Origin of the sequence: Kushneria marisflavi (assembly GCF_002157205.1) — a bacterium.
GTDB classification, from domain to species: domain Bacteria; phylum Pseudomonadota; class Gammaproteobacteria; order Pseudomonadales; family Halomonadaceae; genus Kushneria; species Kushneria marisflavi.
In genome coordinates, this window is the sequence record NZ_CP021358.1 from 1,877,990 (window position 1) to 1,895,231 (window position 17,242).

Genomic DNA, 17,242 nt, shown 5'->3' on the forward strand with positions numbered 1-17,242 from the left:
GTGTGAGCATCAGGGGACAGAATTCGACCACCGGCCTTGTTCATGTCCCTGTATCAGGCATTTATCGACAGGAAGAAACGTCAGATGCGCACCACCGACAAGCTCTATTACCTTGATCAGTATCTGTATCGGGCCGAGGCGCGCATCGCGACGCTGCATGCCGAGGCCATCGAACTCGATCGGACCGTGGCCTTCCCCGAAGGCGGCGGTCAGGAAGCCGATATTGGCACCATCGAAACGCCGGTGGGGGCCTTTCGCTTTATCTGGACCAAAAGGCTCTACGGCACGCCGCTGAGCATTGAAGGATTTACCGGGGTCAAATCCGGAGGCGTGATCCTGCATCTGGTACATCCTGATGACATCGACCGTCTTGGCGCGCTCGAAGTCGACATGCCGGTCACCATCACCATCGATGTCGAGCGGCGTGCGCGGCTGACGCTTTCCCATACGGCCAGCCATTTTCTTTATGCCGCAGCACTGGCGCATCAGCCCGACCTCAAGCGTCTGACCATCGGCTGTCATATCAAGGAAGAAGCCGCCCGCTTCGATTTTCTTGTCGAAACGCCCTTTCACGCCGACGACGTCGGCGCCATCCAGAGCGAGGCCAACCGGTTGATGGCCGACAATCTGCCGATCATCACCGACCACCTGACCGAGCATTACGACGCGCGGTTCTGGCAGTACGGCGACATCTACATTCCCTGCGGCGGGACACATCTGGAAACGCCTGAAGCCGTTGGTCCCCTGCAGGTACGGCGCAAGAACATCGGCAAGAGCAAGGAGCGACTGCTCTGCAGCTTTGATCAGGCCCATATCAACACCGATGACTACCACGTCGGCACCACTCGTCACCTCGAGGTCGTCTCATGACCACGCCCCTGCCCTTTCGCACCTGGCTTTATTTCGGCGCGCAATCGATCAATCTGACCACTGCCGTCATGTCGGTGGCCATGGCCGCCATCGTGGGCGCCGAGATTGCCGGCAACGATACCCTGGCCACCCTGCCCTACGGCATTCAGTTTCTGACCCTGATGCTGGCGACCTATCCAGCCTCCCGGCTGATGAGTCATCTGGGGCGCCGTCGTGGCTTCATGATCGGCAATGCGTTTCTCGCCCTCTCCGGTGCGGCTGGCTTTCTGGCCGTACAGTCCGAGAGTTTCGTGCTGTTGGCCATCGCGCACGGTGCACTCGGGATTTATATCGCGTTCGCCAACTTCAATCGCTTTGCCGCCACGGACGGGCTAAAGGACGGACTCAAGTCACGGGCCATGTCGCTGGTGGTGGCCGGGGGCGTACTGGCCGCCATTATCGGTCCGCTGGCCTCGGCCGTGCTCTGGAATATCCCGGGCTACGGCCACTTTGCCCTCAGCTATAGCCTGTTCATTCCGCTGGCGATACTTGCCACCTGCATCGCCATGATGCTGCCCGACAGCACCTCTCGACCACCTCGTGAACGCACCGAGGACAGCGCCCGGCCCGATCCGCTGCTGAAACAGCGTCATGTACTGCTGGCCATCGCGGTCTCGGCTCTCGGCTATGGCGTGATGAACCTTCTGATGATCCAGGCCTCACTGCATATGCACGATCTGGACACGCCGTTTCACGATGTCAACACGGCCATTCAGTGGCATGTGCTGGCCATGTTCCTCCCCTCGTTTTTCACCGGGCGCCTGATCAACCGCCTGGGTCATCAGTCCATGATCACCCTCGGACTGGGGCTGCTGGTCACCACGGCACTGCTCAACGTGGCCACCGAGGGCTGGCTGAGCATGGCACTGACCCTGGTCGTACTGGGTCTTGGCTGGAACTTCACCTACATCGGTGGCGGGGCCCTGCTGGCGCATACCATCGGTGACAGCTCAAGGGCGATGCGCCTTCAAGGCATCAATGACATGGCCATTGCCGTCATGGCCACGCTGGGTGCCTTTCTGCCGGCCGTCCTGCAGGCCACCATTGGCTGGCAGGCCACCAATCTGATTGCGGCCGCCCTGTGCGCCGTCATGCTGCTGGGCGTCATGCTGGTACTCTCACGCCGCCGCCATGGCGCCTTTGTCTCGGGAGTTGCCTGAGCATGAGTCGTCTGATCTCCTGTGATCCGCAGTTTTCCATCAAGCTCGAGCTGGACAACCCCGGCGGCAGCCACAAGTATCGCGCCGCCAGCCATATCGTGGCGCGGGCCATCGAAGCCGGCGAGATCATTCCCGGTCATACCACGGTGATTGAAAAGACCGGCGGCAACTTCGGGTTTGGGCTGCTGGCCGCCTGTCAGAAAAGAAACGTCGATGTCGCGCTGGCGGTCGGGCTGGGGTTCAGTCAGTACAAGCGCGACCTGCTCGAGGGGCTGGGTGCCGAGCTGATCGGCAAGTCACAGCTTCGCGATGGCGCCACGCCGCGTGAGGTCATCGAATATCACCTGGCCCATCAACAGAGTCTGGGACGCCGCTACTACTACACCGATCAGTTCAACAACATTGATAACGTGCAGGCACATCGCGACGGAACCGGCGCCGAGCTCGGACGCCAGCTCATGAACGCCGGTGCACCGCGACGTCTGCTGTTTATCGGCTGCGCCGGCACCGGTGCCAGTTTTACCGGCGTGGTGCAGGCGCTGCGCCGCATGGACTTCGACGTGCGCTCGATTCTGGTCGAACCTGAAGGCTGTGACACGCTGGCCGGGCAGTTTGTGGATCATCGCCTTGAAGGCATGTGTGTCGGGGTCGCCCCGCCCTTTCTGGACTGGACGCTGGTCAGCGAGGTGTACCACACCACTCTTGAGGAGACGATGATCGCCCAGCGGCGCTTTTATCGCGATCAGGGCTTTCATGTTGGCAACACCACCGGGGCCTGTCTCGCCGTGGTGGAGCAGCTGCGCGAGACGGTCGCCCTCGAAGCGCGCCACATTGTCATGCTCGGCTACGACGGCGGTCACTGGTACCCGGACCTGACACAGCAAATGCCGCCTCACGTTCGCAACGCCGCCTGATCCTGCCAGCGGCGACCCCGTATACCCCGATTCGGAAGTGACGCAGATGCGTAGAGATAACATCTACTACTACACCCTGGCGCGGCTCACCCCCTTTCTGGAGACTGCCACGCTTGAGCTGCTTGATGAGCGCCACGACGAGACCGCCATGACCCTGGCCCTCGAGGATCTGGAGGCCCTGATTAAAAGCGACCCCTCCCACCGGGGCCTTGAACAGTGCTATTTGGAAAGCTGCTCGCCGTTCATTGCGGTATCGACCTACCGGCTGGCGCACGCCTGCTGGTCGCGCGAGCCGTTGATGGCCATGAAGCTCTGTCACGCCGCGCGCGTGGCCACCGGTGTCGAAATTCACCCTGGCGCCACGATCGGACGGCGCTTTGTGGTCGATCACGGCACCGGCACCATCATCGGTGAAACCGCCGAACTCGGTGACGACTGTACGGTTCTCAACGGCGTGATCATCGGCTCAAGACGCATGAATGCCAACATGGCCACCAAGCGCCATCCGACCATCGGCCACCGGGTCAGCATCGGCGCCTACAGCCAGCTGCTTGGCAACATCGTGATCGGCGATGATGCACGTATTCATCCCTGGTCGATCATCACGCGCGACATGCACCCCCATGAGCGGGCCTGGGCAGACCACGCCGCACGGGTCGAGCCATCCGACCGGCCCGGCGCCCCTTCGATTCGACACGATAGCGCCTCAATGATGTCTGCCCTCTGAGACCTTTGGTGATACGTCCAAGGCCGCATGGACAGGGCCTGATCTTCGCCACAGCATTAGTCCGGTACGTCTGCCAAAGGATAGAGCCCATGAGTGCCCCCTTTATTACCGACAACCTGTTGATGCGCTGCCGCCGCGAGCAGCGCATTCAACACGAGCGTAATCGCCAGAGTTTTGACCCGGCGGCCATCAACGACCGCAAGGAGCTGTCGATGCTGGTGGAACAGGCCCTGGCGGATGGCGAGGACTATGCCAGCATCGTCAACCGCCACCGCGACATCGAACTCACCGAGGCGGAGCTTGTCGAGCTGATCGGCCCGGAGCAGGCGCTGCGTGATCGTATCGAAAGGTTCGGCCAGCTACACTAGATCGCGCCCCTTGTGTCGAAGAAGGCCCCGTCCGCACAGTGTGCTGACGGGGCCTTTTTCCGTGACAGTCCCGCTGTTGTCCATGGCACTCGATTCGGGCCGTTTTAATCACTGCTGGGAGACCCGACATGTTACTGAACGATGCCCTTCACTGGCGCTACGCTGCCAAGCGTATGAACGGCGAGCAGGTGCCCGAGGAGACGCTTGAGCGGATCATGGACGCCGCCCGGCTGGCGCCGTCCTCCTTTGGCCTGCACCCCTGGTCGCTGGTACATGTCAGAAGCCAGGCACTGCGCACGCAGCTGCATGAGGAGGCCATACCTCAGCCGCAGGTGATCGAGGGTTCTGATCTGCTGGTTTTTGCCGTGCATGATCGCGACTTCAAAACTCAGGTCGATGAACACATCGCCAACATGGCTCGTACCCGCGGTCAGGACGAGCGCGAGCTCGACGGCTTTCGCAACATGGTCAAGGGCGTCATGGATCAAAAGGGCAGTCATGAGGCCTGTCTGGAATGGGCTGCGCGTCAGGCCTACATCGGCATGGGGGTGGCACTGAGTGCTGCCGCGCTCGAGAAGGTCGATGCCTCACCGATGGAAGGCTTTTACCCGGACAAGCTCGATGAGGCACTTGGTCTAAGGGAAAAGGAGCTCAAAAGTGTGGTCATCATGGCGCTGGGCTATCGCGATAGCGAACGTGACCCGGGCGCTGAGCGGGCAAAGGTACGCCGCGACAGGGAAGATTTCGTATTGACCATCGAGTGAAGACAGGTCATCGAGTCAGATCATGAGGCCACACGACCACGTGGCCTCCTGTAGATGATGCCTGCGGATGAAAAACTCTTTTCGAACGTTTGATTGACCCTGCCCCCGTTATCGTGACACGATGCCCTCAGTTGGTTAGCAAGTCGTATATAGTCAGTAGCACTCGAAGTCCTTCGGTAGCCTGGTTTTATCCCCCTTGTTTTACCTGCTTTATCTGGGGCAACACCCGGTCACTTTTTATAGCGCGTCATGCGCAAGGAAATTCGAATATGTCAACTGGCACAGTCAAGTGGTTCAACGACGCTAAAGGCTTCGGCTTCATCTCTCCGTCCGACGGCGGTGACGATCTGTTCGTTCACTTCTCCGAAATCAAGGCTGAAGGCTTCAAGTCACTGCAGGAAGGCCAGCAGGTCTCCTTCGAAGTGACTCAGGGCAAGAAAGGCCTTCAGGCTGCAAACGTCCAGGCAGACTAACCTCCGGGTTAATCTTCCTTCAGGCCGAGAGGTCTGACGCAACAAGGCCCGCATATGCGGGCCTTGTTGTTTTTGCGTGTCTGAAAGATACCTGCATGCAGCGCTCAGGCATTGGCCGTGTCACGAACCCGGAAGGTGGCCACCAGCTTCTGCAGATGGCCGGCCTGTTCTGCCAGCATGCTGGCCGCCGCCGTGGACTGCTCCACCATGGCCGCGTTTTGTTGGGTGACCAGGTCCATCTGGGCAATGGCGGAGTTGACCTGATCCACACCGCCATCCTGCTCACGAGAAGCCGTTGCGATATCATTGATGAGTGTGGCGAGCTGCTCAATGGCCTCTCTGGTCTGCTCAATGCTGCCGCCGCTACGCTCTGCCTGGGTGACGCCGGAAATAATCCGTTGATTCATCTCTTCAAGCAGCTGCCGAATCTCTCCGGCCGACGTCGCACTGCGATTGGCCAGCGCTCTGACCTCCGACGCCACGACCGCAAAGCCTCGCCCCTGATCGCCGGCACGGGCCGCTTCTACCGACGCATTGAGCGCCAGAATATTGGTCTGAAAGGAGATGGCGTCGATGGTGCTCAATATCTCGTTGACGCGCTGTGACTGCGTGGCGATTTCCTTCATCAGCGATAGACCGTGGACCACGTCCTGACTGCTGCTGCGCACATTGCCGGTGGCCTCTATGGTCAATGTGTTGACCTGTTGGGTCGCCTCGGTGTTGTGCCTCACCGTCGAGGAGATCTCCTCCATGCTGGCGGCCGTTTCTTCAAGCGAGGCGGCCTGCTGTTCGGTACGCGCTGCCAGATCGTGACTGGCATGCGACAGTTCGGTGGCGCCGACATGAACGCTTTGACAGGTCTCGCGAATAGAGGTCACAAGCTTTTGAAGCGAGGCGTTCATGGCCTTCATCGCACTCAGAAGCTGCGCCGTTTCATCACGACCGGTCACGGTGATCTCCTGAGTCAGATCGCCCTGAGCGACCTGTTCGGCCACATGCAGCGCGCGACTCAGCGGGCGTGTAATACTGCGGGTAATCACGATGGCCAGCGCAATGGCGGCCAGCAGCGCGACACCGGCAAAAATCAACAGGCTGGTCATGGTGCGGCCATGGGCTGCTGAAATCGTCTCTTCAGCACCACCCAGACGTTCGGCAGCGATCGTATTGATTTGATCGGCCAGCGATTCCAGCGCGTAAACCTGCTCCTTGTACTCTCCAAAGGCCGCATTGGCCTGTGCCGGCTCACTCAGCTCGCCTGCAAGAATACGTTGATGAATGGCGCGAAACCCTGAAGCGTAGGCCTGCAGCGCCGGACCGGCCTGAGTGTAGAGCTGACGCAGCTCCTCGGTCGGTGCAAGCTGCTGACCCTGTGTCAGCGTCTGTTGCAGCGTCTCGCGGGCACCTTCCCACTTGTCGTAATAGGACGCGACCTTGTCGGGTGAAGCGATATTGATGAAGCTGTCCTTCTCAAAGCGTCGCTCCTGAAGTGCCAGACGTTGTACGTTAAGCGCATTCTGCGACAGCATGGCATCCGTATCGATGGCGCGGTCAGCGGTCGTTTTCATGTTGTTAAGCCCCAGCAGCCCGACGACAGCGCTGGCGATCAAAAGCAGTGTTAACACCCCAAACGCCATGGCCAGACGCGGGCCAATTTTCAAACGAGCCAACATGGGGACTTCCTCATGCAAAACAGAATTGCATGTTATATCGACGTCGCCGTGGCTTTCTTGATGACGGCTCCTCGGGTTTGAAACCGGGCCATTGATGCGCGCGCCAAAGGAGGACACCGCGGGAGAACCGGCATTCAGTCACCGCTCAGCTGGGGCAGCACTGTACACACAACCCTAAAACGGTTTATATCAACAGCTTCTGATACTGACCGACAGGCCACCATGTCCATCGAAATTATCCCCCTGCACGAGCAGCCCGAGTTTGCCGATGCCTGTAGCGCCTGGGGCTATGGCCAGTGGGGCGTGCATTCCACGCGCACGCTCGATGAGGCCCGGTTGCTGTTTGCCAGCGCCGCCCATGGCAGTGGCCTGCCGCTGACCTGGGTGGCGCGGCACGGTGACTACCCAGTGGGCATGGCAAGCCTTGCCGACAACGACTGCTCGAAACGTCCGGACCTGCGCCCCTGGCTGGCCGCCGTGTTCGTTCACCCCGACTATCGCGGCCAGGGCCTGGCAGCGCAGTTGATCGAAACGGTCGAGCACGCGGCCCGGGCAAGGGGCGAAGCGCGGCTTTATCTGATCACCGCCAACCAGCAAACGCTCTATGAGCGTCACGGCTGGCAAAAAATCGGCATGGTGGACTATCCCGAACGCCCCTGCACCCTGATGGAAAAGCACTTCGCCCGCCATGACACGCCAGCCTGAGCCGGTATCGGACGGATGGGCTAAAGGGCGTGCATGGGCTCGGCTTTCAGTTGGATGGCGCTCCTACCGGCAGATGAGGGGCGATGCGCAGGCGGTGCATGCCCCGGGTGAGGCGATCCTCGATAAAGCTGACTTCCAGTGGCGTGGTAAAACACTGCGCCATGAGCGCGATAATGCGATCGGTGTGGGCCTGAATGACACGATGGTCTTCCGCCATCGCAAAGTTGGACAGCGTCTTGAAGGCCTTCAGCAGCGACAGGCAGATGCTCAGGTCCTTTTCGCCGTAGTGCAGGATGGGGTTAAACACCCTGAACATCAGACTTTCAAACCCTTCCTCCTGCCAGCAGATCAGGCAGCGGCCCTGCTCATCCACCCGCATGTTGCAGGGAGTCAGGGCCAGGCGCTGCGCCAGCAGTTCGGTCACCTGATGAATACACAGCCGTGCCGTGCCCGGATCATTGATACCGGGAGACAGCCCCTTGATCGCAACCTCCATCAACTGCGTCAGCCCGTTGACGTAGTGATCTTCGGTAGACTCGCCCTCGACATATTCAAGACAGCCCAGAATCCGGTCGACCAGCACATCACCCGGCGGTGTCTCTGACTCGACCGACATGATGGGGAAGCGCTTGACCACAAAATCGCCGAAGCTGAATCCGAGGTGAATCGTGAGATCATGACGACGCGCCAGCTCGGCCAGTGCATCGAAATTGGCGCTCTGGATATAACCGCTGTCGCGGGAATAGATGACATGAGCGATGTCGGGATCAATGGGATGATCGACGCGATACGCATAGGCATCGTTCTCCTGTCGCTTTCTCAGCTTGTCCAGCGACTGCTGGGTAGAGACGAGCAGCCGCTGGGTAATCGCATGAATCTGTACCGACTGGGAGGCGCCATGAATGAAAAGTACAAACATGGCCAGGCTGTTGATAACCATGACGGCGCCCAGATAAACCGCCAGCGAACGCCAGGTATCCGGCGTATTGCCGATCGCCGGCACCAGAAGCAGAATCAGGAGATACAGGATGGTGCCCAGATAGTGCCCAAGCACCTGCTGATGGCGCTTGTCCGTCATGATGACGAACACCAGCTTGTTGGAGAAGTTGCTGCCGGCCTGGGTCAGCACGGACATGACCGTGGAGAAACTGAACACTAAAAGCGAGATCATGCCGGCCATCAGCGTGGTCAGAAGTGAGCGTGCCGTACCGGGCTGATCGAACTTAATAAAATGCAGAAAATCCGGCAGGCTGTTCACCTCAAGCGAGACCGCCGCGATGCCCAGCACCACATAAATCGTAATGATGAGGCTGGTCAGGTAGGTGATGCTGTCACGAAACTGCTGGAACTTCTCGCGCATCCATGACGTATTCATTGTTAGATGACTTATCCTTGTTGAAATGTATCCCATCGTCGCACGACATGATTCATGCGATATAAAGCATCATGGCCGTCGCCCTCCCTGCTCCGGACAGGGTAGAACCTGACGGTCGCAAGCTCCGCACGTCCATTTAATCATTCCTGACCCTGTGAAACGCCATGCCATTACGAACATCGACCCGAATCAACAAATACATCAGCGAAAGCGGCCTGTGCTCGCGGCGCGAGGCGGACCGCTTTGTTGAGCAGGGCAAGGTCTGGATCAATGGCCGACGCGCCGGCACGGGGGATCAGGTGGTCGCCGGGGACCGTGTCACGGTCAACGGCCAGGAGATCGAGCCCCAGGAAGAAGAGGACCTGATCCTGATTGCGCTCAACAAGCCGGTCGGGATCGTCAGTACTACCGAGTCGAGCGAGAAGGACAACATCGTCGAGTTCGTGAAGCACGGCGCGCGCATCTTCCCGATCGGGCGGCTGGACAAGGACTCCCAGGGGTTGATCTTTCTGACCAACAACGGCGATCTGGTCAACCGCATCCTGCGGGCCGACAACCAGCATGAAAAGGAGTACCAGGTGACGGTCGACAAGCCGATCACCGACGACTTCATTGAAGGCATGCAGCGCGGCGTGCCGATTCTGGGCCAGGTCACCCGCCGGTGTCAGGTCGAGAAGGTCTCCACGTTTGTGTTCAACATCACGCTGGTCCAGGGGCTCAACCGCCAGATTCGCCGCATGTGCGAGGTCTTTGGCTTTGAAGTCACCCAACTGATTCGCACCCGGATCATGAACGTCTCGCTCAAGGGGCTCGCCATGGGCGACTGGCGCGACCTGACCACCAGGGAAATCGACACGATCCTTGAGATGACGGAAGGCTCCAGCAACGAATCAGCGCCTGCCAAACCAAAGGCGCCCTCCCGCAGCAAAAAGGCCCAGGCCGCCCCGAAAGACAAGCCAAAGGCCGATCCGCTGGGAATCGGAAAGCCGGCGCTGGATAAAATGTACTCAAAGGGCAAGGGCAAGCCTGCCTCCGCCGGCAAGACACAGGCCACCTCCGGCAAGCCCGGCACGGGGACGGGTAAAAAGGCCACCAGCGGCGGCCGACCCGCGACCCAGGGAAAACCGGGCAGCCGACCCGGAGCCCCCGGCAAGCCCGCCTCACGCCCTCAGGGCAGCCGGCCCGGCAAGAAACGCTGATCGCGCCGGCCTCCGCCGGGCGGGGTGGGCTCACCATGAATCCATGACCGCCCTCGCCCGGCGCGCTATACAATCCGGCATCGACGACCCACACTTTTCCTTTTCCCTGCAGGACCATTGTCATGCCGCATCTGTTTACCGACCGTCCCCGCTCTGCCCGGCCGGGCCGAGGCAAGAGCAACCTCGAAAAGGACTACCGCTGGGAAGGCATCAACGCGGTGCTCTACGAGCTGGGCGGTGTGATGTTCATCGTCGGCAGCGTGATGTTCTACCCGCGCCTTGAACACTATCGTGATATCGGCGCCTGGCTGTTCTTCGTGGGGTCACTGGTCTATCTGATCGTTCAGGCCCATGACGTCATCGAAGTACGCCGCTTCTGGAGCGACAGCAAAAAGACCTCGCCCTCACAGCTTCTGGAGATCATCTCGCTGGCGGTCTATATCATCGGCACGGTGCTTTACGCCGTGGGCAGCCTGTTCTTTCTCTCCTGGTGGCACTGGATCGAGATCGGCGCGTGGATGTTTATCATCGGCTCGGTGCTCTTTCTGATCGGCGCCTGCCTCAACGTCATGATGGTGATTCGCGCATCTGCCCTGCTCACCCTGCAGCTGATGAACCTGACTGCCGTGACCTTCGTGGTGGGCTCGGTCCTGTTCGTGGTCGCCTCCATTCCCTATCTCTGGGGGTTCGACAGCGTGGCGGACCATGATCAGCTGCATAACCTGCTGGCCTCGCTCTTTCTGGTAGGCAGTGCCTTTTTCATGATTGGCGGGTTGTTCAACCATCAGCGCGCCAACATCGTCATTCGTCACCGCTTTGATGCCACCGCCGAGGACAGCGAAGCCGACGAGCGCCTGCTCGCCTTCATGCGCGGTGAACTCAACGACCCCGAGCACAACCTCGATGACGACTTCGAGTACGAAGACAACACCACGGTAGAGCCCGCAAAACCCGCCTGAAAGAAAGACGCGTTCTTCTCTGCCCATAACGATACCCCCCGATCAGCCAACGCTGTCGGGGGGTTACCAAAGGGTCAAAAAGCCGCGATGAAAGCCGCAGGCTTCCCTATTATTGATCGAGCGAATATTTCAACTGTTCGATGCTCCAGCCTGCCGAGCCCTGCTCAACATGACCATGACCACTCGCCGCGCCCTTGAGCGCCTCGTCATAATGGACACCACCGGCACCTGACACTGAAATGTCTCCGGCCACCAGGGCGCCATACAGCTCGCCACTCCCGGAGACCTCTACCCGCGTTTCAGGCGCATAGATAACGGCATAAGTGCTGGCAGCGCCGTTAATGACAATACCAGCCTGACCATTGCGTTTATCGTAACTCGAATAAATGGAGAACACGGGCTTGCCCCGGGCATCAATCACCCTGTCGGAGGCAACATCCACGGCCCCGGACCCGGTCAGGGTATAACGACCGGTGACCAGAAGGGTCAGCGTGGCGTCTTCTGCAATCGTGATCATGGCACTGTCACTGATGGTGGCATCGCCATCGACGTAAAGCACGACGTCCCCCCCGCTGATGAAAAGATGTCCATCACTGAACACCGAGAAATTCTTCACATTCAGGACCGAAGAGCGCGTTCCGAAGACATCGATGTTTTGGGTCAGCGTGGCCGATTTATCCGTTAGCCAGCGCTGGACGTCGTACTGGGAGTCATAATAGGAGACCTGCTCCGGCGTAATCCTCACCTGATTGTAACGCCATGATCCAACATTCATGGCGCCGGAGCCGGGCAGTCCATCCAGTGCCGACATGGTGGCAGACAACGCAACCTCAGCCGGGGCGGCCGTATCGACAGCGATGGTTGATCCCTGGTTTTGGGTAATCGTGCCGTTCGCGACATTATCTTCACCCATCATATTGGTGTAGGTCCCGCCGGCATTGATATCCCCATCCACTTTGGCGCCATAGCCCTTTACCGTGACATCTCCATTGGTGTTGACACTTCCCTTGATATGACCGCTGCTTTCGATCACGACATTGCCGCCACCGTGAATGCTGCCATCGACAACGCTACCACCACCGGCGACATCGACATTTCCTCCAGCATCAATATCGCCGGTGACTCGGGCAGAACCGTTTAATACCACGCTTCCCTGGGTTGTCACGTTGCCCTTGATGGGTGAGCCACCGTCCAGGGTGATCACGGAGGCGGACCCACTGCTGACCACCGCGGCGCCATTTTTAACGTTGCTGCCGCCGTAGGCCCCCTTGCTGGAGTCATAGCTATCGATTGTGCCACTCCCCGTCAGGCTGATATTGCCTTTTGACTGAATCAGGGCATCGAAAACACCCTTTTCTCCCTGTTCCAGACGAGCCACCAGAGTCACTTTGGAGAGGGTGTCATCAATGCCACGTCCAACACTTTTTATGGTCACCAGATCACCGCCGCTGTCCGACTCACGGCCCACGCTATCGATCCAGTATTCGGCTTTAGTGGCACGAGCGGTGTTATCGTCTGAAGCCACCGGGGCCACCAGAGACACGACGCGATGATCAATGCCTTCCACATGACCGGCAATGTCATCGCCTTCCCAGCGCTGGCCTGCCGTTAAAAGCTTCTCGCCCGGGGAGAGTGAGAGCAGGGTATAGGCCCGCAGGGCACCGGCTTCTGCGGCGAGCATCGCCTGGGTTTTTCCTTCGTGATCGATCGATACCCGTGTTTGATAAAACACGGTTTTGAACGCCTGCATTGCCACCATCAGCGACAGCGAGAGGATAATCAGCGCGATGATGAGTGAAAAACCTGCCTGCTGTTCAGGTTTAGACTGAGTCATGACGAATCCTTGCCATGATCTTTTGATGTAGCGCGAAATACAGCAGATGCTTCCGGGCCATTCCTCTGGCGTCATGATTGATGAAACCAAACTCGACGCGTATCGCCTCGACACTGGGCCATTCCGCGGCATCGACCTTGTCTGCAGCAAGATATTCTTCTTCCTGAAGATAATGATTGCGGTCTCTATCAACGCCGTAGCGCAGGGACAGTTCGGCCACATCCTCAAGCAGAACCGCTCCATAACAGGTGATACGCCCGTCATCGTCAAAAACGATGGTCTCTACCCGGCTCATACCATCGTCATGAACCTACCCGGTACAGTCGATATCCTGGCCCTGGCTACCCGCAGCGCCCTTGTACTCCAGGGCCAGTCGCGTCGACGTACTGCCGGGGTTGATCGCGTCGGCCTGTAGCAGGCGATCAGACAGGAACTGCTGAACGTATTGCAGACCCTGTTGATCGGTATTGAGATCCTGCTGAAAAAGGGTGGCGCGAGTTACCGATAGATAAAGGCCTGTAGCGGCCAGAATTACCCAGCTGCCAATGCAAAGCGCAATCATCATTTCAAGCAGTGTCAGGCCCTGCTCATGCCGTCCCGAGCCGGCGCTGTTGGCCCTCGACAGGCGAGGTGCCATATTCACGAGCAGGTCACTCGGGGAAGCATCGTGACCAGATTGACCTGGTGACGCGAAGAAGGCTCCTTCCCTCCCCAGGAGATTTCTGCCTCGACCCGATAGAACAACTGATCATCCATCAGTGAATGCCTCAGCGGCGCCGCTTCCCAGTTGGCGTGTCTCAAGGAATTGTCCATCGACAAGCGCATCTGTTCGCGCCATTGCGACTCGATGGTCACAAAACCCTGCTCGGGCAGCGTGCAGAGTCCGGCCCAGAGCTGCTCCATCAGACTGGACGCCTGGCTGACCGCCATGGAACGCTCATGGCTTAGCACCGACTGCTGCATGTTTCTTGTCACCAGTGCCGCAAGCCCCATGGCAGCGATGCTGATGATCAACATGGCAATCAATGGCTCAAGCAGCGTGAAGCCTGCCTGCTCGTGGCGGGTTACAGATGGCATGATCGTGACCTTACCGAGGCCTGGCCGCTCATGCTGACGCATACATAGCGAACATCGTCCTCACTGATGAGCTGAAATCCGCCGGTCGACGAGGAAAGATATCCCATCGAATTAAACATGATGGGGTCAGCCTGGATACCGGTGCCATAGGTGGTGGAGATGAGTCTTGCATCGACATCGCTCACATCGATCCGGCGAAAGGTCGTGTCCTTGCTCCCCCTCATGATCTGCCAGCCCTTCTGCCAGGATTGACCGCACTCATGGTCACTTCCCGCTGGACAAATCCTGACCGGATAATGGTGTGTTAACGCCTGGTTTCTGGCATACATCATGGAGACCAGCAGCGCATTGGCAGTATCATCCAGTACCTGATGCGCCATCATTTTTTGATAGGAGGGGATGGCGAGCATACTGAAAATGGCCAGTATCGAGACCACGACCAGCATCTCGATCAGGGTAAACCCCTGCTGGTGCAATCTCTGCGCACCAGCCTTTTTTGCGCCCTTGCCATCGCTTGAGCCAAAGGATTGTATGACCATCGACACCCTACTCCAGATGTTCCAGGCAAAATGCCGCAATCGCTGGCGGTCAGTTAATATCGTGTTCGGGAAGAAAAACTTGAGCGATTGCAAAGCCTGTCTGGCACCAGCGGATCACACCTGTGCCCTTCCCTGCCCATCAATAAAAACCCCGATCAGCCAACGCTGTCGGGGTTTTGTCATTTGAAGCTCAGGCAGTACTGAAAAGCTGGAAAGCCCTACTGGCCACCATCGATACACCGCTGGGTTTCACCATCGACCAGCGTACGCAGCATGGTCAGCACCGGCTCGGCATCGGTCTGCTCGAGCCCGTAGGTCAGATTGAACGCGTAATCGAAATCGGGCGGGTTATCGCCCTGGCTGTGCTGGAGAATGGTTTCGAGCTTGTCGAGCCCCTTCACCAGCCGCGCCTCCCGCGAGGTACCCTGCTCGTAGTCCTCCCACAGCGCGAGAAATTCCAGTTTCAATGCCTCATCCAGCGGTGCCATGACGGTGAGCAGATCCGCACGCTCCTGGGTATTCTTGTCGGCGTTTTGAGCAACCGCCGGCTGATCGCCGTGGATCGCCTCGCCCAGATCATGCAGCACGCAGAGTTTCAACACGCGCGCCATATCCAGCGGCGCCAGCTCACGCTCGAACGTCATCGCCATCAGACACAGCCGCCACGTATGCGCCGCCGTATCCTCCTGCCGCCCGGTGGTGGTGTACGCCGTGCGCAGCACGCTCTTGAGCCGCTCGGCTTCCTTTAAAAACGCCAGCCCGTTGCCGAGTCGTTCGATGTCCATGTGGGTTCCCGTGTTATGTGAGATAGAAGGCGGTGACGATTCGCCCTTCACCAGGGCCTCCATTGCCAGCCCTGTTCGGTTGCCCTCAAACGATGCGTCAGTTCGAGTCTGGCAAGGAAGGCCTCATCATGAGAGACCACCATCAGTGCGCCCTGATAGTGGCGCAGCATGACTTCCAGCGCCTCCAGCGATTCTATATCCAGATGATTGCCGGGCTCATCCAGCAATAGAAGCTGCGGCGGCGGGTCTCCATAGAGCACGCAGGCCAGCGCAGCCTTCACCCGCTCGCCCCCACTGAGCAGACCGCTGGGCAGCGCCATTTTTGACGCCTCAAGACCAAGCTGCGCCAATCGCATGCGGATGTCGCCTTCTGCCATGCTGCTGACCACCTGCATATGCGCCAGCACCGAACGCTCCGGGGCAAGGCTGCTCAGGCGCTGATCCAGCCATGCGCAGGCCGTTGTGACCTCGCAATGACCGCTCACGGGCTGGAGAAAACCTGCCAGCACCCTGAGCAGCGTGGACTTGCCGCAGCCGTTGGGCCCGGTCACACCGATGCGCTGACGGCCGTTGATCGACAGCGTGATGCAACGGGCCGCCCCGGACACAAAAGGAAGCACAAGCTGATCCAGCACGGCCACCGCCCGGTGTCGTACCTGACCGACCGGCAGAGCGTGCAGATGGATGGCCGTCTGCGTTTCCACCCTCTGCGCCGCTTCCCGCTCACGCTGGGCCAGCTGCTCGGAGGCCTCCCTGTGCTGCTGACGTAATCGGCCGGTCGAGCCTTCGCTGCGCGCTTTCTGGCGATCCAGCAACACCTTTGCCTGATTGGCACTTTTGCCTTCCCGATTGCCCCGGCTCTGACGCCGTTCCTGACGCTCGCGCTGCTGCTGCAGAGCGCGTTCTTCTCGCTTGCGTTCCAGCCGGCGCTGCTCAAGCTGCTGGTGCGCCGCGTCACGTTCCTGTGCCCGGCTCTGAACATAAAAGCTGTAGTTGCCGCCGTAGCGACGCAAGCCCTGTGACGTCAGCGCCACGATGGCCTCCATGCGCTCCAGAAGCTGTCGATTATGGCTGACCACGATCAGCCCACCCGACCACTGCTGCAGCCTCTCGATCAGGGCCTGTCGACTCGGCTGATCAAGGTGATTGGTGGGCTCGTCCAGAATCAGGAAATCAGCGTGGGCAAGCGCTGCGCCGATCAACGTCACGCGCATGGCTTCACCTCCGCTGAGATGACTCGCGGGCGTGGCCGCCTCCAGCTCATTCAGGCCATCACGCTCCAGCGCCTGCTGCAATCGCTGGCGGATATCCCAGCGCTCCCCCACGGCATCAAAATCGCTGACTGCCGTACTGCCGGCCTCAATACGCTCAAGGGCATGTAACGCTGCCCCCACACCGGCCAGATCCGCCACTGTGGCATCAACAGGCACGGACACCTGCTGGGCCAGGTAATACACGAGGCCCGAACGCAGGCAGATGCCGCTCGACGGTGCGACATCGCCGGCCAGAATGCGCACCAGCACGGTCTTGCCGATGCCGTTACGGCCCACCAGACCCGTAGGTCGGGCATCAAAGTGCGCATTGAGGTCGCAAAAGAGGGGTCTGCCATCCGGCAGAAGACAAGAGACGCTTTCCAGCGTTAGAAAGGGATTCGTCATGGACAACTCCATTGATACCAGAGACTCCCCCAGCGAATGGGGTGGGCGGAGACTGGCCGTCAGGGCGACGGCGGTATCAATGACGCATTGGACGAATACCCATGAAATAGAAATAACACGTTAGCT

The 17,242-nt window shown here is 59.3% G+C and carries 19 protein-coding genes; 10 read left to right on the top strand and 9 right to left on the bottom strand.

The window, feature by feature from the left end:
- Positions 1 to 84: 84 nt before the first annotated feature.
- From B9H00_RS08575 to B9H00_RS08605, 7 genes are all read left to right on the top strand, one after another.
- On the top strand, positions 85 to 870 hold the full coding sequence (locus tag B9H00_RS08575; protein ID WP_086900310.1) for an alanyl-tRNA editing protein: 786 nt from the start codon (positions 85 to 87) through the stop codon (positions 868 to 870).
- Positions 867 to 2,069, top strand: coding sequence for an MFS transporter (locus tag B9H00_RS08580; protein ID WP_086900311.1), 1,203 nt, complete (start codon positions 867 to 869; stop codon positions 2,067 to 2,069). The genes B9H00_RS08575 and B9H00_RS08580 overlap by 4 nt, the downstream gene beginning before the upstream one ends.
- 2 nt (positions 2,070 to 2,071) lie before the next feature.
- Entirely contained in the window at positions 2,072 to 2,983 is a 912-nt protein-coding gene (locus tag B9H00_RS08585; RefSeq protein ID WP_086900312.1) for a pyridoxal-phosphate dependent enzyme, read from the top strand.
- Positions 2,984 to 3,029: 46 nt separating this feature from the next.
- Positions 3,030 to 3,710: a serine O-acetyltransferase gene (locus tag B9H00_RS08590; RefSeq protein ID WP_086900313.1), complete on the top strand. Its 681-nt coding sequence runs from the start codon at positions 3,030 to 3,032 to the stop codon at positions 3,708 to 3,710.
- 89 nt (positions 3,711 to 3,799) lie between these two features.
- Positions 3,800 to 4,078: a hypothetical protein gene (locus B9H00_RS08595; RefSeq protein WP_086900314.1), complete on the top strand. Its 279-nt coding sequence runs from the start codon at positions 3,800 to 3,802 to the stop codon at positions 4,076 to 4,078.
- 128 nt (positions 4,079 to 4,206) lie between these two features.
- Complete coding sequence (locus tag B9H00_RS08600) at positions 4,207 to 4,842, top strand: NAD(P)H-dependent oxidoreductase (RefSeq protein ID WP_086900315.1); 636 nt, start codon at positions 4,207 to 4,209, stop codon at positions 4,840 to 4,842.
- Positions 4,843 to 5,111: 269 nt separating this feature from the next.
- Positions 5,112 to 5,315 (top strand): cold-shock protein, encoded by a 204-nt coding sequence (locus B9H00_RS08605; RefSeq protein WP_086621314.1) that lies wholly within the window; start codon positions 5,112 to 5,114, stop codon positions 5,313 to 5,315.
- A 104-nt stretch (positions 5,316 to 5,419) separates the two neighbouring features.
- Here B9H00_RS08605 and B9H00_RS08610 read toward each other — a convergent pair whose 3' ends face one another.
- Positions 5,420 to 6,985 (bottom strand): methyl-accepting chemotaxis protein, encoded by a 1,566-nt coding sequence (locus B9H00_RS08610; RefSeq protein ID WP_086900316.1) that lies wholly within the window; start codon positions 6,983 to 6,985, stop codon positions 5,420 to 5,422.
- Positions 6,986 to 7,207: 222 nt separating this feature from the next.
- Between B9H00_RS08610 and B9H00_RS08615 the strand changes: the two genes are divergently transcribed.
- Positions 7,208 to 7,690, top strand: a complete 483-nt coding sequence (locus B9H00_RS08615) for a GNAT family N-acetyltransferase (RefSeq protein WP_086900317.1) — start codon at positions 7,208 to 7,210, stop codon at positions 7,688 to 7,690.
- Positions 7,691 to 7,736: 46 nt separating this feature from the next.
- On the opposite strand, the gene B9H00_RS08620 is transcribed toward B9H00_RS08615, so the two are convergent.
- Positions 7,737 to 9,065 (bottom strand): DUF2254 domain-containing protein, encoded by a 1,329-nt coding sequence (locus B9H00_RS08620; RefSeq protein WP_157663203.1) that lies wholly within the window; start codon positions 9,063 to 9,065, stop codon positions 7,737 to 7,739.
- A gap of 164 nt (positions 9,066 to 9,229) precedes the next feature.
- Between B9H00_RS08620 and rluF the strand changes: the two genes are divergently transcribed.
- Together rluF and B9H00_RS08630 are read left to right on the top strand one after the other, a co-directional pair.
- Complete coding sequence (gene rluF, locus B9H00_RS08625) at positions 9,230 to 10,264, top strand: 23S rRNA pseudouridine(2604) synthase RluF (RefSeq protein WP_086900319.1); 1,035 nt, start codon at positions 9,230 to 9,232, stop codon at positions 10,262 to 10,264.
- Positions 10,265 to 10,386: 122 nt separating this feature from the next.
- On the top strand, positions 10,387 to 11,223 hold the full coding sequence (locus B9H00_RS08630) for a YrhK family protein (protein ID WP_086900320.1): 837 nt from the start codon (positions 10,387 to 10,389) through the stop codon (positions 11,221 to 11,223).
- Positions 11,224 to 11,332: 109 nt separating this feature from the next.
- Here B9H00_RS08630 and B9H00_RS08635 read toward each other — a convergent pair whose 3' ends face one another.
- The 7 genes from B9H00_RS08635 to B9H00_RS08665 all read right to left on the bottom strand — a co-directional run bounded on the left by B9H00_RS08635 (position 11,333) and on the right by B9H00_RS08665 (position 17,116).
- Positions 11,333 to 13,057 carry a polymer-forming cytoskeletal protein gene (locus B9H00_RS08635; RefSeq protein WP_086900321.1) on the bottom strand — a complete coding sequence of 575 codons (1,725 nt, stop codon included), beginning with the start codon at positions 13,055 to 13,057 and terminating at the stop codon, positions 11,333 to 11,335.
- Positions 13,044 to 13,352 carry a hypothetical protein gene (locus B9H00_RS08640; protein ID WP_086900322.1) on the bottom strand — a complete coding sequence of 103 codons (309 nt, stop codon included), beginning with the start codon at positions 13,350 to 13,352 and terminating at the stop codon, positions 13,044 to 13,046. Before B9H00_RS08640 ends, B9H00_RS08635 begins: the two co-directional genes overlap by 14 nt.
- 15 nt (positions 13,353 to 13,367) lie before the next feature.
- Positions 13,368 to 13,700, bottom strand: a complete 333-nt coding sequence (locus B9H00_RS08645) for a PilW family protein (protein ID WP_147376557.1) — start codon at positions 13,698 to 13,700, stop codon at positions 13,368 to 13,370.
- The gene (locus tag B9H00_RS08650; RefSeq protein WP_157663204.1) at positions 13,697 to 14,134 is read right to left on the bottom strand and encodes a type IV pilus modification PilV family protein; all 438 of its coding nucleotides are present in this window, start codon (positions 14,132 to 14,134) and stop codon (positions 13,697 to 13,699) included. The genes B9H00_RS08645 and B9H00_RS08650 overlap by 4 nt, the downstream gene beginning before the upstream one ends.
- Complete coding sequence (locus tag B9H00_RS08655) at positions 14,122 to 14,673, bottom strand: GspH/FimT family pseudopilin (protein WP_086900325.1); 552 nt, start codon at positions 14,671 to 14,673, stop codon at positions 14,122 to 14,124. The genes B9H00_RS08650 and B9H00_RS08655 overlap by 13 nt, the downstream gene beginning before the upstream one ends.
- A gap of 218 nt (positions 14,674 to 14,891) precedes the next feature.
- On the bottom strand, positions 14,892 to 15,458 hold the full coding sequence (locus tag B9H00_RS08660; protein WP_086901789.1) for an HD domain-containing protein: 567 nt from the start codon (positions 15,456 to 15,458) through the stop codon (positions 14,892 to 14,894).
- Positions 15,459 to 15,505: 47 nt separating this feature from the next.
- Positions 15,506 to 17,116 carry an ABC-F family ATP-binding cassette domain-containing protein gene (locus B9H00_RS08665; RefSeq protein WP_086900326.1) on the bottom strand — a complete coding sequence of 537 codons (1,611 nt, stop codon included), beginning with the start codon at positions 17,114 to 17,116 and terminating at the stop codon, positions 15,506 to 15,508.
- Between the last annotated feature and the right edge of the window lie 126 nt (positions 17,117 to 17,242).